Consider the following 21,603-nt stretch of genomic DNA (forward strand, 5'->3'; position numbering starts at 1 on the left):
GCCCTCCATCATTCGACGACGACCTTGGCCAGCTCCGGCTTTGGCGGCGGGTAGTCGGGCTTGATCCTGTCGAACGTCGCCTTGAGGATTTCCGCCACCATCAGGTTGCGGTGGCTCTTCGAGTCGGCCGGCACGATGAACCACGGGCATTCGGGTGTTGCCGTGGCGGCGATGGCGTCCTCGTAGGCGTCCTGATACTGCTTCCAGAATTTCCGCTCGGCTAGATCCTGCATGTCGAACTTCCAGTGCTTCTGTGGATCGGCGATCCGTTCCTCTAGCCGCTGTTTCTGCTCGGCCTTCGAAATGTGCAGAAAGCACTTGATGATCGTCGTGCCCGTTTCCACCAGCATTTGCTCGAACTCGCGGATCTGCCGGTAGCGCCGCTTGCATTCCTCGTCGTCGATCCAGCCGTGCACGCGCGTGATCAGCACGTCTTCGTAGTGGCTACGGTTGAAGATCGCGATCTCGCCCTTGCGTGGCACCTGGGCATGCACGCGCCACAGGTAGTCGCGCGCCAGTTCCTCGGGCGTGGGCGCCTTGAAGCTGGCCACGCGCACGCCCAGCGGATCGAAGCTGCGAAAGACCGATCGCACGGTGCCGTCCTTGCCGCTGGTGTCCATGCCCTGCAGCACGATCAGCAGCTTGTGCTTGTGCTCGGCATAGAAGACGTCCTGCACGGCGTCGAGCTGGGTGCTTAGCTCGGCAAGATGGGTGTTGTCGGAAGTCTTGTTGCCGGTGGATAGCGGCTTGCTGCCGGCGTCGAATGCGGCAAGCTTGAACTGCTTGCCCGAAGTGATGCGGAAATCGTCCAGCGTCATGCGAGTCCCCTCTGTGGCCGTGGCATCCAGCCGACATGGTCGGTCATGCGCCTGCCGCCGTCAATGCGCATGCGTCAGACGACGGAGCACGGCGTATCGGTCGTCATTCCAAATGGATAAGAAAAATCCCATAAATACGAATCCAATCCTCTAGTAATTTTCGTATTTTGATTGTTCTCAAAAATTTTAGTTTTGGGACAAATATCGGATGGTCGAATGCTAGCCTCGCTGTTCCAGTGATCCGGTGTATCACACCGGCTCCTCAACGAGCGAGTGCATGCGATATCTGGTTTGCGACGACGACTGGCGGATGGACGATGCCCTGTGGAACCAGGTCAAGTCATTCCTGCCCGCAAGCTCGGCGTCGCGGGGCAAAGCGGTCAACCATCGCCCACGCATCGACGATCGCATCATCATGGACGCGATTCTGCTTGTGCTGCGCTCGCGCTGTCATTGGAAGGCGCTCGACCATCATGGGCGCCTGAGTTCGGGCAGTACCGTACACCGGCGCTTCCAGGAATGGGCGCATGCCGGAGTCTTCCGGGAAATGCGCGTCGCCGGCGTACTGAACCTCGACGCGCTTCGGAACCTGGACTGGACACGCACCGAGTGCCGGCGTTCCGCTGAAGCAAAATCCACGGTGGATTAGAAATAACTAAAGACAGTTTTAAGAAAACGTACCCGGCATTATTTCTTTTCGGAAATATCAGACGAATTTCCAAAAAAAGGAGTGGTAATGACGACTGAAGTACAGGTGAAACCTCTTGCGTCCATTCCGGAGATCGGGCGAAAGCGCCGGAATTCGGTTTCGGCCCTCCATGACGCGGCCAGTGGGCTGGACGACGGCGCGGTAGCGCTCTGGTACGACACCCGCGCGCTGGCCGGACTCGATGCAGAGCGCCGTGCCGCGCTGATCGCGGCCGTTGACGAGTCTGGATTCAACGGGGTACTTCTCGATCCCGAAAACTGGTGGGAGCTTGCCGAGGCGTTCGGGCCGGATGTTCTTCGCATTCTCAACGTGGAGGGTCTATCCGGTTGGGAAGCCGCGCGCGTAATCTGCACGGAAGCGGCCGCTTCCGACGGTCGCCACCCGTATATCGCGAGCGCGAATGGCGCCGTGCTGGCGCTTGCGTCCGAAGCGGGCTGGCGCACCTGCATGCGCAAGCATGTCGACGATGCCGCGACGCTCGGCGAGTCGTACGCGGACGGTGTCGATCACGACGTCGTCATGGTGTCGTTCAAGGACCCGACCAACATCCCGCTCGAACTTGTCATTGCCGAGTTGCACGGCACGGACGTCCGCCTGATCAAGGAGGTCGGGACCGACGTCGACGACGCCATCATCGCGCTCGGCGTGCTCGAACTCGGCAGCGACGGTGTCATCGCCGCGTTCGACGACCCCGCGCAGTTCGACGCGTTCCGCGCGAGGTTGTCGTCGGTTGAAAGTCCGCCCCTGCGGATTCAGACGGGAACCGTGGTCGGCACGCGCCATCTGGGGCTCGGCTATCGCGCCTGCATCGACACCACGCATATGTTCGAGCCGGATGAAGGCCTGCTTGTTGGGTCCACGTCCACCGGCGGCATCCTGTGCTGTCCCGAGGTGTTTCATCTGCCGTACATGGAGCTGCGCCCGTTTCGTATCAACGCGGCGGCGGTCCATAGCTACGTGTTCCACGCCAACGAACGCACCAACTACATCAGCGAACTCAGGGCCGGTTCGCAGGTGACGGCGGTCAACGCGTCGGGCCGCTGCCGTCAGGTCTATGTCGGGCGCGTCAAGACCGAGATCCGGCCGTTGATCCTGATTGAGGTCAGCTTCGATGGCGGTGAGCAGATCAATATCGTGATGCAGGACGACTGGCACGTGCGCATCTTCTCCGCGGATGCCAAGCCGCGCCATGTGACCGAACTGCGTCCGGGGGACAAGGTGCTTGGCTTCACATCGCGGCCTGGTCGTCACGTCGGGGTGCAGGTTGACGAGCACATCATCGAATGCTGACGCAAACCATACTCATGACCGGCGCGACCGGTTTCGTCGGGAGCGTGCTGGCTGCGACGTTCCTGTCGCGTGGCGTTGCCGTGGTGGCGTTGTCGCGCCGCGATTCTGATGGCAAGAGAACGCGCGATGCAGTCTGCGCGGCTGCCAGAGGCTGCGGCATCCCGCTCAACGATGCGATGACTGCCCGGCTGCGAACGATCGACGCGGGCGACCAACGCCTGGCATCCGTGCTTGACGGCGTCGCCATCGATGACATCGACGCCGTCTGGCATTGCGCAGCCGATATGAGTCACTCAGGACTCCGGCTGACACAGGCCTTCGAGACCAATGTCTGCGAAACGACGGCGCTCTATCGATGGGCGTCCACGTATGCGCCGCGCTGCCGCCGCTTCCACTACGTATCGACCGCTTACACGGCGGGCATGGAAGGCGGCAAGACCGAGGAGCGGTTGCATACCGGGCAACGTATGGCGAATACGTACCAGGTCACCAAATGGTCCGCGGAACAGTCGCTTCGGACCCAGTACGAAACCTGCCGGCTGCCCGTCACACTGTTTCGTCCCACCATCGTCGCCGGCCACAGCCGGTCCGGCTGGACCCGCCGCAACGGCTTCGGCTTCTATATGTTCGTGGAGGCTATGGAGGCAGCCCGTGCGGCAGGCCATATGCACATTACCTACGATCTGCCGGACGGCGTTTGCATCGACCTTGTGCACGTCGACCGCGTGGTTGGCGACGCGGTCGACCTGACGCTGTCCACAGGCAGGCGCCAGGACTTCGAGATCCTCCATTGCTCGGGCGGCCGCCTGATGTCCAGCCGGGCGTTGCTGGAGGCCATCTGCGACGTGCTGGCGATGAGGATCGAGTTTGTTCCGGCCCGGACGCCTTTCGATTTCAGGTTTGCACGAGCCGTTGCGCCTCACCGGTTGTTCGCCATGACCGACTGGGATTTCTGTCGCGCGCATCTCGATGCGGCGCTAGGTCGCGCTGCCCCGGATGCTCCCGTCGGACCTAACCAGTTACGGAAGCTGATTTGCTGGTACATCGATGCCATTCGCACGGGCACCAATTCCATACCGGCGCCGATGGAGGTCACGGGATGAACACGATGGTGTCCGTCCCGGCAATGCGCGGTTGCACGGCCCCGACCGACGCGCTGACTTCGACGTTTGCGGAACTGGTTCGCGTCGAGAACACGAACACCAACCAGATCGTGGTGGTCGATGGGCTGCTGTGCGCGGGGCAGATGGCTGCCGCCGTGGAGCGCGCCGCCAGCGCATTCCCGTTGCTTCGGGTGTGCGGCAACGGGCTGTGCGGTAACAACTCGGACCGAATCGGCGCGGCATCGCCCGGCCTCTCGTTGCACATCTGGAATGGCCGCTGTGATCTCGATGACGCCGGCTTCCGCCGGATGCTGATGGCATTGAGCCGTGACAACCGGCTGGATTGGCAGCGTCGCCGGCCGTTCCAGGTCTATCTGATTCAAGCGTCGAACGGGCTGTCGTCGTGCCTATACCTGACGAGTGCGCATGCCGTGGCCGATGCACGTAGCGACTGCCTGCTGCTGGCGCGCATCATGCGCGAGTACGCGCGCCTGTCGGCGCCGAATGGAAGTGATACGGATCCCGTGGGGCAGCAGAGGGCGCCGATCCACGGATTTGCGTCGCTCCAGGACATCTTGCCGTCGTGGTACGGCGGCTTGGCGCGCGTGCGCCGATTCGCGAGCGCTGGATGGAGCCTCGCACAGGATCTTTTGCGGCCGTACGAGGGAATGCCTCGCCGGCGGCGAGCGAATGTGCCGTCAGCCGAGCTGGATTTCTTTCATAGCACGATGGACGCGAAGCTCGCCGCCTCGGTTGCGAGCGCGGCGCTGCGCACCGGCGTGACGCTGAACACCCTGTTTCTGGCCGCGTTGGTGCGCTTGATCGAGCAGCATGGCACCCGCATGACAACGCGCCTGACGTGCGCGCTGAGCTTGCGACACAGCCTGGATCGGGCATACAGCGAGTCGTTCCGGAACTATCTGCTGCCGGTGGGCGTGCGGACCCCGCGTGGACTGAGCGATGCGGACCTGCTCGATCACCTGCAGTCCACGATGATTGCCGCAAGAGAGCCGGCGGCGTTGCAGCGCGAGCTCGGCCGACTGGAGTGCCTGGCCGGCTCCATTGCCATGCCGTGGCTCGACCCGGTGACGCGCTTTGTGATTGCCCGCTCGCAAGGCACCAACGCGTGTCTGTCGAACCCGGGTCGAATCGTCGATGACCTTTCGGGGTTCGGCCCATCGCATCCGGCGCGGCAATACACGGGATTCGGCTGTCTGGTTGAGCCTTACGACTTTGTGCTCTATCCGCCGACGGTGAACGGGAAGCTGCAGCTCGATGTCGTGTTTCGCCGGGCGGCATTCACGGACATCCGGCAGGAGCTCGTGGCGCCTTATTGCGACGAACTCGCACGGTTGGTCCATGCGATCACGGGCGGCGCACGAGGGGCGTTCGCGGGCCATCGATATGCAACAGTTTCAGGAGGACCATCCCGATGACCGCGCTATCGATAGTTGCTGGCGCCATTGCGCTATGCGCGCTCGCGTTATATCTGTGCCATGTCATCCGCGAGATTGGCGTTGTGACTCGCCTTGCGGGCCTGCGGCACGTGTGCACGCCGCATGTCGGGATTCTCGCGCGGGTGGCACGCAGAACGCCCGACCGCATCCTCGTCGAACTCGACGCGCCACTCGATTGGCACGCGCCTGCGGCGGGTCAGATGGCTGGTTCGCGAGAGTGGTCGGCGCGTGCCATTCACGATGTGGTCTGCCTGCTTGCGGGGGTGCTGAAGGGCAGAGGGGTGATGCCGAACGACCGCGTGGCCATCTACAAATCGAATGCCTTCGACATCTTCCTGTTTTCGGCAGCCAGCAATTGGCTCGGTGCCATCGCCGCGCCCATCAACGCCAATCTCGCTCCCGCGATTGCCGGGCCGTATATCGGGCGGCTTGGCGCCAGTGTTCTGGTGACGGATCGGCATGGTCTGGAGCGTCTGGAGCATCTGGAGGCGGCGGGCTTGCAGCAATGCGCCGTTCGCACCATCGTCGTCGTCGATGCGCTGGAAAGCAATGCGCGCGAGGTGCCGGGTGGACCGTGCATCGTGCCACTCCGCACGCTGCTGAGGGATTCGGTGGCCGAGACATGTCATGCGCCATGCGGGCCGAACGACCTCGCGTTCATCTTTCATACCTCGGGCACGACGGGTGTGCCGAAGGGTGTGATGGTGGCCGCCGGCGGACTGATCGAAGCGCTTCGATCGGTGCTCAAGTTCAATCTCGTATCGCAACGCGACTACGCATACTTTGCACTACCGCTCAATCATCAGGTCGCCCATCTCTATCTTTACGCCGTCATGCTGCTGGGCATGCGTACGTGCCTTGGCGCGCGGCTTGACCCGCTGCACGCGCTGGACACCATCGAAAACGCGAAGGTGACGGCATTTTTCGGCTTCCCCATTACCTATACGAAGCTGATGGCCGCCGGTGCCGATGCGCGCGATCTTTCGTCGATCCGCATTTGGGGGACCACGGCCGATGCCAGTCACGAGGTTCATCAGCGGGCGTTCGTGCGGCATGGCAGCTTCTTCCGGCGCCTGGGCATTCCCAAGGAGGGGGCGCTGTTTACGGACGGGTTGGGTTCGACCGAAGTCGGTATCGCCGCATTGCTGCGGTTGGTCACGCCCTGGACGCGCAAGTTCGGACGTCGGGTGGGACGTCCAACGCCGGGTGGGCCGCGTGTGAAAGTCGTGGGCGAGGATGGGCGCCCGGTGCCAAAGGGGCAGCCCGGACGGCTCATGATCAAGGGCCCGGCGATGTTCCGCGGCTATTGGAATGCACACGATCTGCTGATGAAGGCGACGCGTGACGGATGGTGGGCCACCGGGGACATCGTGGTGTGCCTTGCTGGCGGCGAATACGTCCACCTCGACCGCGAGGTCGACGTCATCCGTGGCGCGACGCATTGCGCGTACACGTTGCCGATCGAGGAAGTCCTGCTCAAGCACCCCGACGTGATGGATGTCAGCGTGTTCGGCGTGCCCGGCCCAAACGGATCGGAGGTGCCGGCTGCCGTGGTCGCACTGTGCCCGGGCGTCGCCGGGGTGACAAACGAGCGGCTGCGCGAAGCGTGGAATGCGATGCTGCCGCCGGCGGACAAACTCGCGTACGTATGGATCGAAGCATGGTCGTCGTTCCCGATCGGCGCCACTGGAAAGACATTGCGACGCGTGCTGCGCGAGCGGTTTTCCGTTCTGCCTGCAAGCGGGGTCCCGCAGCGCGTTATCACCGCGGAGGACATCTGATGGTCTTCCGGTCTCTCGCGCAAAGGTTGTCCGTTATCCCAGGCCGAAGCCGGAACAGATGGCTCATGGCTTTGCTTGGCGCGATGACCGCGCAGCAGACCTGGGCGTTCGAGACGACACTGCCGGGCGTCGAGATCCGCGCGGAGACCACGCTGCAATCGCTGGCGGCGGACGACCACTACGGCTCGTTCGGGGGACACGACCGATACCTCAACCTGGAAGGGCGCCTGGATGTGTCGGCGACCTGCATTGCCAGTTGGTGTGCAGGGACGCGCCTGATGCTGAAGCCGAGGGTGCGCTACTTCCGGTCGGACACCAATTTGCCGAGCCTTCCGGAGCCAAAGACATTCTCGTGGACGGAGGCGTACGCAACCGGTCATGTGTCGGATGCATTCACCTGGCTGGCTGGCAAGCGTTACCTGGCCTGGGGGCCGGGCCTGCTTTATTCGCCCACCAACAGGTTGTTTCCCGACAACGGCACGGCAACGCCCAGGCGGGAAATTGCGGGAAAGTGGATGGGCATGGCTTCCTATTCGCCGACGTCCACCACGACTGTGTCCGGGTTGATTGCGGACCCCTACCTGCAGGCGACACCCGGCATTTCCGGATCGGGCGGCTTCGGGCTTCTGCACGCCGAATATCAGTCCACGGGCGCCAGACCGACGAGCGCGGGCGTGGTGGCGGGCGGCGGTGGCGCATACCGACCCTACATTGGCGGCTACATCCAGCGGCTCCTGGACGATGCCTGGACAGTGGGCGCCGAGTTTTCGGCATCGCGTGGTTATGCCAGTACGACCGGCAGTGGTCCGGCACTGCGTGAGAACGATCGACGCTGGATGGCGGACGCGCTGGTCAATCTGCGCTACGGCCTGCGGTCTGGCGGCGAGCTGGGCGTGGAGTACATCTACAACGGCTACCGGCTGGGACGGGAAGCGATGCGAGACCCCGTGCTCGCGGCGCAGCCGGCCGGAGGTGCCTGGCAGACTCGCAACCGCTCGCTTCATCCATTGCCCGAAGGGCATTACCTGAACCTGCAGGCGCTGCTGCCAAGCCTGTTTGGCGACCGCAGGTTCGGCGTTGTCTTCCGGACGCTGACCGCTCTTTCATCGGGCGGCAATCTGACATTCCTGGAACTGTCGTTCAGCCCCCGTGACGACGTTACCGCTTACCTCGGATTGACACGCACCTTCGGCCCCAGTGACGCACCACTGGTTCGCTCGCTCAGTCACGGCGTCTATGCCGCAATCGAAATCTATCTGTAACAGGGGGAATCCGCACATGGCGATCGTAAAGGCGATATCGGTGACAAAGACCTATCCGCTTGGGGATACAACGGTCAACGCACTCGATGAGGTCGATCTGACAGTCAAGCAGGGCGACTTTCTGGCGCTCACGGGACCAAGTGGCAGCGGCAAGACGACGCTGCTGAATCTGATTGGCTGCCTGGACCTGCCGACCTCCGGCGACGTGTGGATTGACGGTGAACGAACCAGCGAGCTGGGTGAAGCCGCGCTCGATCAGCTGCGCAACCGCGCCTTCGGCATGATTTTCCAGTCGTTCAATCTCATTCCAGTGCTCAACGTGCAGGAGAACGTCGCCTTGCCGCTGCATCTGCACGGCGTGACAGCCACCGAGCGTAGCAAGAGAGTGGCGGATGCCATCGCGGCGGTTGGGTTGGCTCCCTTCGGCAGTTGCCTGCCGGAGCGCCTGTCGGGTGGACAGCGGCAGCGCGTGGCCATCGCCAGGGCGCTAGTCACGGCGCCGAGGCTGATTCTGGCCGATGAACCCACGGCGAGTCTGGACAGTGCGAACGCCTTCGCACTGATCGAACTGATGCAGGCGCTGAATCGCGACAAAGGCGTCACCTTCGTTTTCTCGACCCACGATGACCGGCTGCTGCGTAACGTGCGAGACATCGTAGTGCTGCGGGATGGCAGGATCGAAACGGCAAGGCGCTTGCCGGAGACGGAGCTGGCCTGATGCTCAAGCTTGCACTGAACAATTTGCGCCGTGATCGCCGGCGCACCGTGGCCACCGTGGTGGCCCTGACGAGCGGCCTGATGGCCGTGCTGCTGTTCCTGGCTTACGTGGGTTTTGTCGAGGCATCGATGGCGAAGGTCGTCATCCACGCGCAAGGCAACGGCCACGTCCAGGTCTACCGCACAGGTGGCCAGGCGAATCTTGCCGCCTTTCCCGCAAGGTATGCGCTCGAAGCCACCGATCAGACGTTGATCCGGTCGCTGGTGACGACCCTTCCCGGCGTGCGTCGGGCCGGCGCCGACATGACGGGCGTGGGCATGATCCAGCTGGATACCCGCAGTACGGTTTTTCTGGCGAGCGGCGTCGATCCCGAATTCGAGGCGGCTCTGCGTGGCGACCACGGCGACGGCGACGCAATGGCAGGCGAGCCGTCCCTGGCCCCGGTTCGCATGACCCCGCATCTGGCGGACCGGATCGGCGCGGTGAAGGACGATGTCGTGCAACTGGTCGCCACGTCGTACGCGCAGCGTGGCAACGCGATGGATGCCTCGGTTGGTGACACCACGTACTCCACGGGGATCGAGGCAATCGAAAGTAAGGGACTGCGCATGCCGCTCGCGGCCATGCAGTCGCTGTACGACACCGATGCCGTATCGCGCATGATCGTCCAGCTAGACGACCGGGCCGACACCGAACGGATTGCCGCGCACATCGCGCAAGCGCTGGAGGCCGCGATGCCAGGGCGATTCGAAGTGGCCACATGGAAGAGCCCGCAGGTCGGCCAGCTCTACAACAGCTTCATGGGGTTCTTCAACATGCTCTTTGCCTTTGCGGGCGTGGTGATCGCACTGGTCGCCGTGGCCACCGTCCAGCACACCGTTGCCATCAATGTCGAGGATCGTATGAAGGAAATCGGAACACTGCGCGCGATTGGATATTCGCGGGCACGCATCGTTGCCATATTCGTGATCGAGACGGCGGTGACGGCGCTGGTCGTCGCCATAGTTGCCGCCTTGCTGGCCTGGGCGGTATGCGCGGGGATGGCCGCGGGGGGCGTCACCACGTCGCTGCCGCGCGTGGCACAGCGCGTGCCGCTGGTGCTGCAACTGTCGCCGGCAGCGGCTATGACGGTGCTCGCGGTGGCGTGCGCGCTCATCGTGTTGTCGAGTGCGCTAACGACGTGGCGGCGCCTCCGGCGCACGGTCCGTTTTGGAGGCAAGCGCAGTCAATCGCTGTCGCGTGTGCTGGCGGGCGGCATTGCGGCGCTGGCCGGCTGTGTGTGGCTGGTCATGCCGCAAGGCGTGATGGCTGCCGAAGCGGCGCCCGATGTCGAGACGATGCGGGAATGGCTGCGGCAGGCAGACGCCGCGCGCGGAGGCTTTGCCAACCTGTCCTGGGAGGTGGCTGTTCACTCGCAGGAGCCGGCTGGCAATACCGACACCGAGTACGCGGTGCAGGTGCGGGACGGCGACGCGTTGATCCGCACGACTGCGCCGCGCCGGTATCAAGGCGAACGAATCCTGATTGCTTCGCATGCCATGTGGTACACGAAGCCCGGCCTGCGCAGACCGATCAGCGTGAGTCCGCAGCAAAGGCTGGTAGGGGAGGCGGCCAACGGCGATATCGCGGCCACGCAGTACGCGCGCGACTATGTGCCGGAGTACGGCGGGGAGGTGTCCGTGGACGGGCGCGATTGCCACAAGCTCGTGCTGAAGGCCACGCATGGCGCGGTGACGTATGCCGGCATCGTCTATTACCTGGAGAAGACCACGTTGCTGGGCATCAAGGCCGATTTCATGACGGCGGCGGGCGATGTGTTCAAGACCGCGACATTCGAATACGGCAACGCCGTCACCCTTGCAGGCAAGCGACATCCGTTCGTGTCCAGCATGACGATCGCAAATGCCGCGTTTCCCGACCGGTTCAGCCGGTTGACCTATCGCGGCGTTGCCACGGCGAGCCATCCGGCCACCGCGTTCTCGCGCGACCAGCTTACGTCGATGTGAGCGGCACTGAATAAGAGGAGAGCATCGATGCAGGGGAAACTGTTGGTGTCCTTGTCGGCTCGCAACGTCTGGCGGCATGGACGGCGCTCCGCCGGTACGTTCGTCATCATGCTGGTGTCCGTGCTGGCGCTGAATGTCCTGTTCGGCTACGTGGCAGCAAATCTGGATCTGACGCGGGATGCATTCATGCGTTGGGGCGCGCGAGGCCATCTGGTCATCGAACGTCCCACATCGCTGCTGGCGAAGCAATTCGAAGGCGTGGGCCAACGCCCTATCGAACCGCCGATGCAGCGTGCCATCGAAGGCATTCTGGCGGCGGACCCCGCCGTGGTGATCTTTTCGCGCTCCTTAGGTGTATCGGGGATGGTCGCGAGCGCGGGAGTGTCCGGCATCTTCGAGGGCGTGGGCTATGACGCGGATGCGGTGCGCGGGATCAAGGGATCAGCCTATGAATATGACGTCGTGGCAGGCCAGCCGCTCTGGATGACGGAGCAGTCCAATGCCGTGGTGCTCGGCCAGGGTCTTGCCGGCATTCTCGGCTGCGAAGTGCCGCAGGAGGGATTCGCGCCGCTGCGTGTGGGGGAATCGCCCACGGAGCGCGAGTTCTCGTGCCCGCCCGGCCCATTGCAGCTTTCCACGGTGACCGAGCGCACGGGCTACGTCAACGCGGCGTACGTAAGGCCGACAGGCGTGATGGACTGGGGCATCAAGGAAGTCAACGACCGGCTGGTGGTGCTTCCCCTGGCCACGGCGCAGCGGCTGCTGGCCACGGAGGATGTATCCGAGTACCGGTTGCTTCTGCGCGACGGGACCGACATGGCGGACGCCCAGCAGCGGATCGTCGACGCATTTCGCCGTGCCGATATCGATGCCAGTGTGTTCCGATGGTCGGACCGGGCCACCTTTTATCACGAGGTGCGAGGCGTGCTGCTGTCGTTCTTCGGCTTTGTCCTGGCGATTGCGGCGGTTGTCTCCTTCACGAGCCTGCTAAATGCCAGTTATATGAACTTCATGCGCCGCAAGCGCGAGCTGGCGACGCTGCGTAGTGTGGGCTACTCGCGCCGCTTTGTCGCGGGCATGGCCGCCTGCGAGAACATCTGGCTGGCCACCGCTGCGGCGATTTGCGGAACGCTTGGCGCGATGGCTGTGACGCAAGCGGTGCGGGCGGCGGGATGGATGTGGACGCCACCCGGGTCCAGCAACGCCGTTCCGGTGACGATCGCATGGGTACCCCTGACGTACGCAGCGGTATTCGTCGGCCTCGTGCTGCTGGCGGTCCTGGCCAGTTGGCTACCCACGCGCCGGATCCTGGCTGCCCCGATTCGTGCCGCACTTACCGATACCTGAAGTTGTTGCACTGACCATTCCTGTAAGGACATTGCTATGACTGACATTGCACGCGCGCGACGCTGGTCGCGGTTTCTCGATCCTTTGAGCGGTCTTGCGCTGATCGTCCCAATGGACCACGGACTCACGCTGGGCCCGGTTCGCGGCCTGGATCGCATGGAGACGATTTCCCGCTGGCTCTCGCCGGAGCTGGTCACCGGCGTCGTTCTGCACAAGGGCCTGGCGGAGCGCTTCGGCCTGGACATCGCCGGCTGCGGAATGATGGTCCATCTGAACGGTGCGCTGGCGCTCGATGAGGAGCCAGATCGCAAGGTGCTTCTGACCAGCGTGGAGGCCGCCGTCAGGCTCGGTGCCGATGCCGTGTCGATACAGACCAATTTCTCGGCGCACACGGCGGCCCACAACCTCAGACTGATCGGCGAAGCCGTGGAGCAGGCGCACTTGTACGGCCTGCCGCTGATGGCGATGGTCTATGACAGGATGGCGGGGCGGCCGGAGGAAGGCATCGCGCGAATGCGTCATTTCATGCGTGCTGCCGTCGAACTGGGCGCGGACGTGCTCAAGATCTGCGCGCCTGTTGATCCGGCACGGCTGGGCGAATTGCTCGATGGCATCCAGTCGCATACGCCAGTGGTACTGGCGGGCGGCGCGATGATGCCGGACGATACCCTGATCGCACTCGCGCATAGCATCGTCAAATGCGGCGGGGCCGGCCTGTGCGCGGGCCGCAACGTTTTCCAGCGGGACGACCCGCAGGCAATGCTGCGCAAGCTCGCGGGTGTCCTGCGTACGGGCTGTATCGACGATGCCGGTGATGCGCGCGATACGGATGAGGCTTCCGCGCACGTGATGCGGCCCGCGCTGGCGGCAGCGCGCGTACCGCTGATGAGTGGGCAGTGGGGGGCGGTATGACGCGCGCACCTCAGCCGTCGTCGAACTGCGCGGACTGGATGGTGGATCGCCATGTCAGGGCGGGGCGCGGGGACTGCGTGGCCCTTGTCGAGTGTGGCGTCGACGGGCGTCGCGCGCTGACCTATGCCCAGTTGCTTGCCGCGAGCATCCATATGGCCGAGACGTTTCGCGCCATGACGGCGGGTCGTTCGGAGCCGGCGCGGATTGGCATTGTTGGCAGCAGCACGCTCGAAACCGTGTGCGCGTGGCTGGGCGCCATGCGCGCGGGATGCTTGCCATGCGTGATGCACCCGGCATTGGGCGCGGATGCCCATGCCAGGCTGGCCGCCGATTTCGGTCCGGATGCCATCTTTCGAGACCGTACCGGCCCGGCAGGCGTCGGCGTCGAATTGCGCGCGATTTGCCACGCGGAGGCATCCATGCCGACGTCGACAGGCATGACGTCCGCGCTGGCCGTGGCTCCCGGAGATCCGGCCTTCTGCCTGGCGTCATCGGGGTCTACCGGCAGGGCGAAGCTGTGTGCGCATGCGCATGGTGCGATCCCGGGCTTCGATCATCACGTCACGCGGCCGCTCTGGAAGATGCACGCGGGCGACGTCGTGCTGGGTAGCAGCGGCCCCTATTTTTCGTTCGGATTGCAGGGAATCCATACGGCGCTGTCATTGGGGGCGCGAGCGATATTGCTGCCGGAGTGGACGCGCCACGAGGCATTTCTAAAAACCATCGAACGCGAGGCCGTCACGGTTTTTCTGGCAGTCCCCACGCTGTTTCACCTGCTGATGACCCGGGCCAGCCGGCGTTACCGGACAGGCTCGCTACGGTTTTGTCTGTCGGCAGGCGAGCGCTTGCCCGACGTGATTCGTACGCGCTGGGCCGCCTTTGCCGGCGCGCCCCTGGTCGATTCCGTCGGGACGACGGAGAGCTTCCTGCCGTATTTCACTGAAGTCCCGGGGGAGCCGCCGGGGCTTCGCGAGACGGGCGCGTTCCGCTACGCGTACGCGGTTGCGGACCGTACGCCCGGAGACAAGGCGGCGATGGCGGTATCGCTGGCCGGGTCGCTCATGATGCTCGGCTATCTTGAGCCGGGTGGCGATGTGCGGCAGCTGCGTCAACCGTCGTGGTTCGCAACGGGCGACCTGTTCTCCAGCGTTGCGGGCGGATGGTCGTTTCTTTCCAGATGCAGCGAGCGCGTCAAGATCGCGGGGCACTGGGTGTCTCCGCAGGGGCTGGAAAGCTTTCTGCTGACCGATGAGCGGGTACTTCAGGCGGCGGCTGTTCCCGTGACAACCGAGGGCGGCTTGCAGCGCCTGCGCGCATTTATCGTGTTGGGCGACGCTTACCGGGATGGGGATGCGGTCGTTGCGGCGTTGATGCGCCGCATGCGCGATGAGCTCAAGCCACGTGCGTTGCGGCCGGACCGCATCGAAATCGTGTCCGGCCTTGCCAGCTCCCCCAACGGCAAGCTCCGCCGGCGAGAGCTGGCTGCCGCCGTGGCTGGCCGGAGGATTGGCGCACAGCGCGGCGTTGTGCCGATCTGATACCGCTTCGACACGCAGCGCCACGGCGCCCGGTGTCGAGGGCAGGGAGTTACACGGACGTCTTCAGCAGATCGAGGTCAACAGACCCTTCGAACACGGTGGTGGCCGGGCCGGTCATCTGGACCGGCTGGCCCACGCCCTCCCAGGCGATGCTGAGGTCGCCGCCATGCGTATGCACCTTGACCGGCGAATCCAGCAGGCCGCGGCGGATGCCGGCCACCACGGCGGCGCAGGCGCCCGTGCCGCACGCCAGCGTTTCGCCGGCCCCGCGCTCAAATACGCGCAGGTTGATCGTGTGACGATCGACGATGGCCATGAAGCCGGCGTTGACGCGATTCGGGAACGACTTGTGATGCTCGATTACCGGGCCATCCTGCAGCACCGGAAATTGTTCCACGTCATCCACCACCTGCACGGCATGCGGGTTGCCCATCGACACGGCGGAAATCCATTCGGTGCGGCCGTTGACTTCCAGGCCGTACACGGTGTCGTCGCCCTCAGGGCGGGCGGGCAGGCCGTCGGCCACGAACGGCACGCGGACCGGCGTCAGCTCGGGGGCACCCATGTCCACGGTGACCTGGCCGTCGTCCCGCAGCGTCAGCGTGATCACGCCGTTCATGACCTCGACGCGCACGGACCGCTTGTCCGTCATGCCCTTGTCCGTGACAAAGCGCACGAAGCAGCGGGCGCCGTTGCCGCAGTGTTCCACCTCGCCGCCATCCGAATTGAAGATGCGATAGCGGAAATCGACGTCGTCGCGCTCGGACTTTTCGACAATCAGGATCTGATCCGCGCCGATGCCGAAATGACGGCTGGCCAGGGCGCGCCATTGCGCGTCGGTCAGGTCGAGTTTCTGGTGGATGCCGTCCAGCACGATGAAATCGTTGCCGGCGCCGTGCATCTTGGTGAACTGGAGTTTCATGGTGCCGATTGTAGTCAGTAGATGTCCGGTTCGCCGGGCGGCCGGTGCTTGAAGCGCTTGTGCACCCAGTAATAGTCGGCAATGCGCGGGCGGATCGCTTCCTCGAAAAAGGCGTTCATGCGCCGCGTGTCGTCCGTCACGGACTCGCCGGGATAATCGTCCCACGGAGGCAGCAGGTGCAGCACATAGCCTTCGTAGTTGGGTAGCTGCTCCGTGTAGATCGGCACCACCTTGGCGCCCGCCAGTCGCGCCAGACGCGACACGGCGGTCAGCGTCAGGGCCTGCACGCCGAAGAATGGCACGAATTCCGAGTCGCGCTCGCCAAAATCCATATCGGAGATCAGCTGCAAGGCCTCGCCCTTCTTGAGCACCCGGAGGATGTTCCGCACGCTGTCATTGCGCGAGATCATATTGGCGCCGAAGCGTCCGCGCGCAACCTTCAGGAAATCGTCGAACAGCTTGTTCTTCTGCACGGTGTAGAGCGATGCGCCTGAGCGGCCCACGTTGTCGCGCAGGTGCATGGTGAGGCGGATCGCGCCGGCTTCCAGGCCCGACAGGTGCAGCGTCACCAGGATATGGGGCGTACCGTCCAGAGCCAGCAGGTTGCCGTGATCCTTGATCTGCACCAGGCGGCGCATCTTGGCTTCGCCACAGGTCCAGAAAATGCCACCCTCGGCAAAGCTGCGGAACACCTTGCGGTAGCTTTCGCGCGACAGTGCGTCGATTTCCGCATCGGTGCGATCCGGGAAGCACAGGCGCAGGTTGGCGCGCACTACTTCGCGGCGGGGATTGGGCACCAGGTACAGGACGCTGCCCAGCGCCTCGCCAAAGCGGGCCACGAACGCATAGGGAAGTTTGCCCAGCACCGTCAGCAGGCCGATGCCGAGCCAGGTAAAGATGCGGCTCATTGAATCTCGTTGTTGGTAATCGCCGGGCCGGCACTGGCCGTCTCGGGCGGCAGTCCGGCACCAGCCGGATGCTTGTAGCGGTTGTAACCCCACAGATATTGGGTCGGGGCGATCTCGATCAACTTCTCGATCGCTGCGTTGATGACCGCCGAGCCATCCGCCGGATCATCGGGCAGCATGCCGCCGTCGCACAGCAGGCGCAGGTGCCCACGGTAGCCGGCGCCGCGCGGCAGGCGCTCGGCAAAGACCATCACGATCGGCGCCCTGGTCAGTTGCTGCAGCCGGTGCACCAGCGTCATCGAATAGGCGGGCTTGCCGAAGAACGGCGCCCAGGTGCCTTCGCCGCCGCTTGGAACCTGATCCGGCAGGATGCCGACGGCTTCACCGCGCTTGAGTGCCTTGACCAGCATGCGCACGCCGCGCGGCGTGGCCGGGGCCATTGCCACGTTGGGACGCGTGCGCATCTTCTCGACGAATTCACGCAGCCACGGCTGGTGCGGTGGCTTGAACAGCGACGTCACACGGCGCTCGCGGGCATGGTGCTGCGGCAGGACCTCGAAGCATCCCAGGTGCGGCGTCAGGATGATCACGCCGTTGCCGGCAGCCGCTAGCCGGGCCGTTTCGGCCCACATGTCTTCGAAGCCTTCCGTGTGCGCCACAAGGGTCTTGCGGCTCCAGAAGTACGGCATTTCGATGATCATCCGGCCGGTATTGCGCGCGGCCTCGGCAAGCATGGCGTCGGTGGCCTGCGGGTAGGCGTGGCGGAAGTTTTCCTCCAGCCGGCGGCCGTAGCGGCCGGGCAGGCGCGCCACAAGCAATCCCAGGGCGCCGCCGATGGCGTGCAGCACGCGCAGGGGCAGACGGGAGATGAGCCAGAACAAAAAGGTCATGTCGGTGCGAGAGAGACAAAACCGGAATAACCGGCAAAACGGCCGGAATTCCGAACAGCACGCTTTCCCTCCTGTTATTCAGGGGATTGGCGCGCTGCAGCGGGAGCGACAGGCCGGTATAATACCTGCCATCGCCGAGTTAACTGACAACTTGCGGGGCGACACCGCTCTACCGGAGCGGCCTGAAAATACCGCTAAAGCGTCGCCGCACTGTTTCGAAGGGTGGCACGCAATAGCCAACCTGGAGAAACCAGATCGTGTCGAACGATTTCCTCTTTACTTCGGAATCTGTCTCCGAAGGCCATCCCGACAAAGTCGCCGACCAAATTTCGGACGCAGTCCTGGACGCTATTCTTGCCCAGGACAAGTACGCGCGCGTGGCGGCAGAGACGCTTTGCAACACCGGTCTGGTGGTGCTCGCGGGCGAAATCACCACGACGGCGAACGTTGACTACATCCAGGTCGCACGCGACACCATCAAGCGCATCGGCTACGACAACACCGACTACGGCATCGACTACAAGGGTTGCGCGGTGCTGGTGGCCTATGACAAGCAGTCGCCGGACATCGCCCAGGGCGTGGACCGTGCATCGGACGACTACCTGAACCAGGGCGCTGGCGACCAGGGCCTGATGTTCGGCTATGCCTGCGATGAGACGCCGGAACTGATGCCGTTCCCGATCTACTACTCGCACCGTCTGGTGGAGCGCCAGTCGCAACTGCGCCGTGACGGCCGTCTGCCCTGGCTGCGTCCGGATGCCAAGTCGCAAGTGACCGTGCGCTACGTGGATGGCCGCCCGCACAGCGTGGATACCGTGGTGCTGTCGACCCAGCATTCGCCGGACATTTCGCAGGCGCAGATCCGCGAGGCCGTGATCGAAGAGATCATCAAGCCCGTGCTGCCGGCCGACATGCTCAAGGAAACCAAGTACCTGGTGAACCCGACCGGCCGTTTCGTGATCGGTGGCCCGCAAGGCGACTGCGGTTTGACCGGGCGCAAGATTATCGTCGATACGTACGGCGGTGCTTCGCCGCACGGTGGCGGCGCATTCTCGGGTAAGGATCCGTCGAAGGTGGACCGCTCGGCCGCCTACGCCGCCCGCTATGTGGCCAAGAACGTGGTGGCCGCCGGCCTGGCGCGTCAGTGCCAGGTGCAGGTCAGCTACGCCATCGGCGTGGCCCGCCCGATCAACGTGACCGTGTACACGGAAGGCACCGGCAAGATCTCCGACGAGAAGATCGCCCAGCTGGTGCTTGAGCACTTCGACCTGCGTCCGAAGGGCATCGTGCAGATGCTGGACCTGCTGCGTCCGATCTACGAAAAGACCGCCGCCTATGGCCACTTTGGCCGCGAGGAGCCGGAATTCTCGTGGGAAGCCACCGACAAGGCCGCCGCACTGCGCGCTGCCGCCGGCCTGTAAGCGCCCCCGGCGTCTTTCGGCTGCTGCATCGACCCCGCCGGTCCTTTGGGACTTCGCGGGGTTTTTTGTTGTCTTGACGTCACGGCAGGGCATCGGAGGCCGCGCGGAGTAAAATCCGGTCAACTTGAAATCAACGGAATAGCGGAATTGCCATGTCCCTGGACCTGATCCGTACCCAGCCTTATACCGACTGGTCACCCGAGGTATCGCCCGAGACGCGCGCGACGCTGCGCCGCGAACTGGAGCAGGGTGCCGTCCTGTACTTTCCGGACCTGCAGTTCCGCTTCCAGCCGGGAGAGGAGCGCTTTCTGGACCCGCGCTATTCAGACGGCAAGTCGAAGAACATCAACCTGCGCGCCAATGACAAGGCCGTGCGCGGCGCGGCCGGCACGGAGCAGGACCTGACCGATCTCTACAACCTGATCCACCGCTATGCGACGTCGAGCGAATCGCTGATCCAGGCGCTGTTTCCGGAGTACATGGGACATATGACGCGCGCTGGCACGTCGCTGCGGCCGAGCGAGATTGCCGGCCGTCCGGTGAGCTGGCGCAAGGACGATACGCGCCTGCACGTGGACTCGTTCCCATCGAATCCGATGCTCGGCAAGCGCCTGCTGCGCGTGTTCCATAACATCGACCCCGAAGCGCCGCGCGTGTGGCGCGTGGGCGAGCCGTTCGGCGATTTCGCGCAGAAGTTCGTGCCGAAGACGCATGGCATGTGGCCCGGCCAGGCCTGGCTGATGAAGACGCTGCATATCACCAAGCGCGAGCGCAGCGAATACGATCACCGCATGCTGCAGCTGCATGACCTGGCCAAGGCCGACCTGGACTACCAGAAGACCGTGCCGCAGCAGGAATTCCACTTCCCGCCGGGCGCCACCTGGATCGTGTTCAGCGACCAACTGCTGCACGCGGCCATGCGTGGCAAGGCGATGATGGAACAGACGATCTACCTGGACCCGGCCGCGATCGGCGACCGTACCCATTCGCCCGAGGCCGTGCTGTCGCGCATGCTCGGCAAGCCGATGCTGGCCGCCTGACGACCGCGGTTATCGCAGCAGCATCTTCAGCATCGATTCAAACCGCTTGCCATAGGGCGGCTTGAGCAGCCCCGCACCGTTGAAGCCGGACTGGTAGAACACCGGCTTCAGCTTCGAGAACGTCTCGAAGCCGGCCTCGCCGTGATAGCTGCCCATGCCGCTCGGCCCCACGCCGCCGAACGGCAAATCGTCCTGGGCGATATGGAACAGCGTGTCGTTGACGGTCACGCCACCGGCCACGGTCTGCTGCATCACGCGGTCCACCACGTCGCTGCCCTTGTCGAACACATAGAGCGCCAACGGGCGCGGCCGTGCGTTCACGAAGCGGATGGCGTCATCGATGCTGCCGTAGGTCACCACCGGCAGCACGGGTCCAAAAATCTCCTCCTGCATGGCGCGCACGTCTTCGGGGACGTCCGCGAGCAGCACCGGCGGCAACCTCCGCGCCGCCGGGTCCGGTTCGGCATCGGTCAGCGGCGCCACGCGCGCCCCGGCGGCCTGGGCCGCATCGATCAGCGATACCAGACGATCAAAATGGCGCGGGCTGATGATGCTCGTGTAGTCCGGGTTGCGCGCGATATCGGGATAAAGGCGGCTCACCACGCGCCGTGCCGTTTCCAGCAGACGGTCGCGCTGACCGGCGGGCACCAGCACATAGTCGGGCGCGATGCAGGTCTGGCCCGCGTTGAGCAGCTTGCCGACCAGGATGCGCTCCACGGCGCGTTCAAAATCGGCGCCGGGGCCGATGATGGCCGGCGACTTGCCGCCCAGTTCCAGCGTCACCGGCGTCAGGTTGGCGGCCGCGGCCTTCATCGCGTGATGCCCGACGCTCGTCGACCCGGTGAACAGCAGATGGTCGAAGGGCAGCGTGCTGAAGGCGGCAGCGACCTCGGCGTCACCGTTGATCACGGCCACCTCGTCGGGCGCGAACGTCGCCTGCACCAGCCTCGCAAACAATTCTGAAAACCGTGGCGTGTATTCGGACAGCTTGATCATGGCCCGATTGCCTGCCGCGAGTGCGCCGGTCAATGGCCCGATGGTCAGGTAGAGCGGGTAGTTCCACGGCACCACGATGCCGACCACACCTAGCGGCTGCGGCACCAGGCGCGACTTTCCGGGCTTGAACCAGAGGCCGGTCTTCACGCGGCGCACTCGCATCCAGCGTTTGCCATGCCGCAGTGCGTCATCGATGCCCGACAGGCTCGGAAACACTTCCAGCAGCGCGGTTTCCTGGCGGGGACGGTTGGTGAAGTCGGCGTGGATTGCCGCGGCAATGGCGTCGTGATTGTCACGCACCAGCGATTTGAGGCGACGCAACCGGTCGGCCCGGACATGCCATGCCGGGGCCTGATCGTGGCGCGATGCCGCGTGCATGGCATTGAACACCGTGGACATGGCGGGCACTTCTCTCATCGGCGCTCTCCTTTGGCGGGATCGGTTTCCCCGTGGGCCATCGGGCACCATAAGGCAGAGTGGGCGTT

At 64.3% G+C, this 21,603-nt stretch carries 18 protein-coding genes; 13 read left to right on the forward strand and 5 right to left on the reverse strand.

Features of this window, described 5'->3' with window-relative positions; translation table 11 throughout:
• Nucleotides 1-8: 8 nt before the first annotated feature.
• On the reverse strand, nucleotides 9-818 hold the full coding sequence (locus AC3FLX_RS11180) for a polyphosphate kinase 2 family protein (RefSeq protein WP_488696478.1): 810 nt from the start codon (nucleotides 816-818) through the stop codon (nucleotides 9-11).
• A 310-nt stretch (nucleotides 819-1,128) separates the two neighbouring features.
• Between AC3FLX_RS11180 and AC3FLX_RS11185 the strand changes: the two genes are divergently transcribed.
• The 11 genes from AC3FLX_RS11185 to AC3FLX_RS11235 all read left to right on the forward strand — a co-directional run bounded on the left by AC3FLX_RS11185 (nucleotide 1,129) and on the right by AC3FLX_RS11235 (nucleotide 14,941).
• On the forward strand, nucleotides 1,129-1,467 hold the full coding sequence (locus AC3FLX_RS11185) for a transposase (RefSeq protein WP_488696480.1): 339 nt from the start codon (nucleotides 1,129-1,131) through the stop codon (nucleotides 1,465-1,467).
• 87 nt (nucleotides 1,468-1,554) lie between these two features.
• A complete protein-coding gene (locus AC3FLX_RS11190) occupies nucleotides 1,555-2,817 on the forward strand; it encodes a 3-dehydroquinate synthase II domain-containing protein (RefSeq protein WP_488696482.1) in 1,263 nt (420 codons plus the stop codon).
• A complete protein-coding gene (locus AC3FLX_RS11195; RefSeq protein ID WP_488696484.1) occupies nucleotides 2,811-3,920 on the forward strand; it encodes an SDR family oxidoreductase in 1,110 nt (369 codons plus the stop codon). The genes AC3FLX_RS11190 and AC3FLX_RS11195 overlap by 7 nt, the downstream gene beginning before the upstream one ends.
• The gene (locus AC3FLX_RS11200) at nucleotides 3,917-5,356 is read left to right on the forward strand and encodes a hypothetical protein (RefSeq protein ID WP_488696486.1); all 1,440 of its coding nucleotides are present in this window, start codon (nucleotides 3,917-3,919) and stop codon (nucleotides 5,354-5,356) included. The genes AC3FLX_RS11195 and AC3FLX_RS11200 overlap by 4 nt, the downstream gene beginning before the upstream one ends.
• Nucleotides 5,353-7,158: a class I adenylate-forming enzyme family protein gene (locus AC3FLX_RS11205; protein ID WP_488696487.1), complete on the forward strand. Its 1,806-nt coding sequence runs from the start codon at nucleotides 5,353-5,355 to the stop codon at nucleotides 7,156-7,158. The genes AC3FLX_RS11200 and AC3FLX_RS11205 overlap by 4 nt, the downstream gene beginning before the upstream one ends.
• 65 nt (nucleotides 7,159-7,223) lie before the next feature.
• The gene (locus AC3FLX_RS11210) at nucleotides 7,224-8,420 is read left to right on the forward strand and encodes a hypothetical protein (RefSeq protein ID WP_488696488.1); all 1,197 of its coding nucleotides are present in this window, start codon (nucleotides 7,224-7,226) and stop codon (nucleotides 8,418-8,420) included.
• Between the two features lie 16 nt (nucleotides 8,421-8,436).
• The gene (locus AC3FLX_RS11215; RefSeq protein ID WP_488696771.1) at nucleotides 8,437-9,138 is read left to right on the forward strand and encodes an ABC transporter ATP-binding protein; all 702 of its coding nucleotides are present in this window, start codon (nucleotides 8,437-8,439) and stop codon (nucleotides 9,136-9,138) included.
• On the forward strand, nucleotides 9,138-11,144 hold the full coding sequence (locus tag AC3FLX_RS11220) for an outer membrane lipoprotein-sorting protein (RefSeq protein WP_488696489.1): 2,007 nt from the start codon (nucleotides 9,138-9,140) through the stop codon (nucleotides 11,142-11,144). The genes AC3FLX_RS11215 and AC3FLX_RS11220 overlap by 1 nt, the downstream gene beginning before the upstream one ends.
• Before the next feature lie 27 nt (nucleotides 11,145-11,171).
• Nucleotides 11,172-12,491: an ABC transporter permease gene (locus tag AC3FLX_RS11225; protein WP_488696491.1), complete on the forward strand. Its 1,320-nt coding sequence runs from the start codon at nucleotides 11,172-11,174 to the stop codon at nucleotides 12,489-12,491.
• Between the two features lie 36 nt (nucleotides 12,492-12,527).
• Nucleotides 12,528-13,403 carry a class I fructose-bisphosphate aldolase gene (locus AC3FLX_RS11230; protein ID WP_488696492.1) on the forward strand — a complete coding sequence of 292 codons (876 nt, stop codon included), beginning with the start codon at nucleotides 12,528-12,530 and terminating at the stop codon, nucleotides 13,401-13,403.
• Complete coding sequence (locus AC3FLX_RS11235; RefSeq protein WP_488696494.1) at nucleotides 13,400-14,941, forward strand: AMP-binding protein; 1,542 nt, start codon at nucleotides 13,400-13,402, stop codon at nucleotides 14,939-14,941. The genes AC3FLX_RS11230 and AC3FLX_RS11235 overlap by 4 nt, the downstream gene beginning before the upstream one ends.
• 49 nt (nucleotides 14,942-14,990) lie before the next feature.
• Here AC3FLX_RS11235 and dapF read toward each other — a convergent pair whose 3' ends face one another.
• The 3 genes from dapF to AC3FLX_RS11250 are packed head-to-tail and all read right to left on the reverse strand — an operon-like array spanning nucleotide 14,991 to nucleotide 17,661.
• Nucleotides 14,991-15,863, reverse strand: coding sequence for a diaminopimelate epimerase (gene dapF / locus AC3FLX_RS11240; RefSeq protein ID WP_488696496.1), 873 nt, complete (start codon nucleotides 15,861-15,863; stop codon nucleotides 14,991-14,993).
• 14 nt (nucleotides 15,864-15,877) lie between these two features.
• Nucleotides 15,878-16,771 (reverse strand): lipid A biosynthesis lauroyl acyltransferase, encoded by an 894-nt coding sequence (locus AC3FLX_RS11245; RefSeq protein WP_488696498.1) that lies wholly within the window; start codon nucleotides 16,769-16,771, stop codon nucleotides 15,878-15,880.
• Complete coding sequence (locus AC3FLX_RS11250; RefSeq protein WP_488696500.1) at nucleotides 16,768-17,661, reverse strand: lysophospholipid acyltransferase family protein; 894 nt, start codon at nucleotides 17,659-17,661, stop codon at nucleotides 16,768-16,770. Before AC3FLX_RS11250 ends, AC3FLX_RS11245 begins: the two co-directional genes overlap by 4 nt.
• Nucleotides 17,662-17,918: 257 nt before the next feature.
• Here AC3FLX_RS11250 and metK point away from each other — a divergent pair, with 257 nt between their 5' ends.
• On the forward strand, nucleotides 17,919-19,082 hold the full coding sequence (metK, locus tag AC3FLX_RS11255; protein ID WP_488696502.1) for a methionine adenosyltransferase: 1,164 nt from the start codon (nucleotides 17,919-17,921) through the stop codon (nucleotides 19,080-19,082).
• Nucleotides 19,083-19,234: 152 nt separating this feature from the next.
• Nucleotides 19,235-20,122, forward strand: coding sequence for a Kdo hydroxylase KdoO (gene kdoO / locus AC3FLX_RS11260; protein WP_488696504.1), 888 nt, complete (start codon nucleotides 19,235-19,237; stop codon nucleotides 20,120-20,122).
• A gap of 9 nt (nucleotides 20,123-20,131) precedes the next feature.
• On the opposite strand, the gene AC3FLX_RS11265 is transcribed toward kdoO, so the two are convergent.
• Nucleotides 20,132-21,535, reverse strand: a complete 1,404-nt coding sequence (locus tag AC3FLX_RS11265; RefSeq protein ID WP_488696506.1) for a coniferyl aldehyde dehydrogenase — start codon at nucleotides 21,533-21,535, stop codon at nucleotides 20,132-20,134.
• Nucleotides 21,536-21,603: the final 68 nt, after the last annotated feature.

The organism is Cupriavidus sp. 291-E7 (genome assembly GCF_057798835.1).

What these genes read in the sequence shown, in the direction of transcription:
- AC3FLX_RS11180 (WP_488696478.1), bottom strand. Translation starts at nt 818, where the DNA reads ATGACGCTGGACGATTTCCGCATCACTTCGGGCAAGCAGTTCAAGCTT.
- AC3FLX_RS11185 (WP_488696480.1), top strand. Translation starts at nt 1,129, where the DNA reads ATGGACGATGCCCTGTGGAACCAGGTCAAGTCATTCCTGCCCGCAAGC.
- AC3FLX_RS11190 (WP_488696482.1), top strand. Translation starts at nt 1,555, where the DNA reads ATGACGACTGAAGTACAGGTGAAACCTCTTGCGTCCATTCCGGAGATC.
- AC3FLX_RS11195 (WP_488696484.1), top strand. Translation starts at nt 2,811, where the DNA reads ATGCTGACGCAAACCATACTCATGACCGGCGCGACCGGTTTCGTCGGG.
- AC3FLX_RS11200 (WP_488696486.1), top strand. Translation starts at nt 3,917, where the DNA reads ATGAACACGATGGTGTCCGTCCCGGCAATGCGCGGTTGCACGGCCCCG.
- AC3FLX_RS11205 (WP_488696487.1), top strand. Translation starts at nt 5,353, where the DNA reads ATGACCGCGCTATCGATAGTTGCTGGCGCCATTGCGCTATGCGCGCTC.
- AC3FLX_RS11210 (WP_488696488.1), top strand. Translation starts at nt 7,224, where the DNA reads ATGGCTTTGCTTGGCGCGATGACCGCGCAGCAGACCTGGGCGTTCGAG.
- AC3FLX_RS11215 (WP_488696771.1), top strand. Translation starts at nt 8,437, where the DNA reads ATGGCGATCGTAAAGGCGATATCGGTGACAAAGACCTATCCGCTTGGG.
- AC3FLX_RS11220 (WP_488696489.1), top strand. Translation starts at nt 9,138, where the DNA reads ATGCTCAAGCTTGCACTGAACAATTTGCGCCGTGATCGCCGGCGCACC.
- AC3FLX_RS11225 (WP_488696491.1), top strand. Translation starts at nt 11,172, where the DNA reads ATGCAGGGGAAACTGTTGGTGTCCTTGTCGGCTCGCAACGTCTGGCGG.
- AC3FLX_RS11230 (WP_488696492.1), top strand. Translation starts at nt 12,528, where the DNA reads ATGACTGACATTGCACGCGCGCGACGCTGGTCGCGGTTTCTCGATCCT.
- AC3FLX_RS11235 (WP_488696494.1), top strand. Translation starts at nt 13,400, where the DNA reads ATGACGCGCGCACCTCAGCCGTCGTCGAACTGCGCGGACTGGATGGTG.
- dapF (WP_488696496.1), bottom strand. Translation starts at nt 15,863, where the DNA reads ATGAAACTCCAGTTCACCAAGATGCACGGCGCCGGCAACGATTTCATC.
- AC3FLX_RS11245 (WP_488696498.1), bottom strand. Translation starts at nt 16,771, where the DNA reads ATGAGCCGCATCTTTACCTGGCTCGGCATCGGCCTGCTGACGGTGCTG.
- AC3FLX_RS11250 (WP_488696500.1), bottom strand. Translation starts at nt 17,661, where the DNA reads ATGACCTTTTTGTTCTGGCTCATCTCCCGTCTGCCCCTGCGCGTGCTG.
- kdoO (WP_488696504.1), top strand. Translation starts at nt 19,235, where the DNA reads ATGTCCCTGGACCTGATCCGTACCCAGCCTTATACCGACTGGTCACCC.
- AC3FLX_RS11265 (WP_488696506.1), bottom strand. Translation starts at nt 21,535, where the DNA reads ATGAGAGAAGTGCCCGCCATGTCCACGGTGTTCAATGCCATGCACGCG.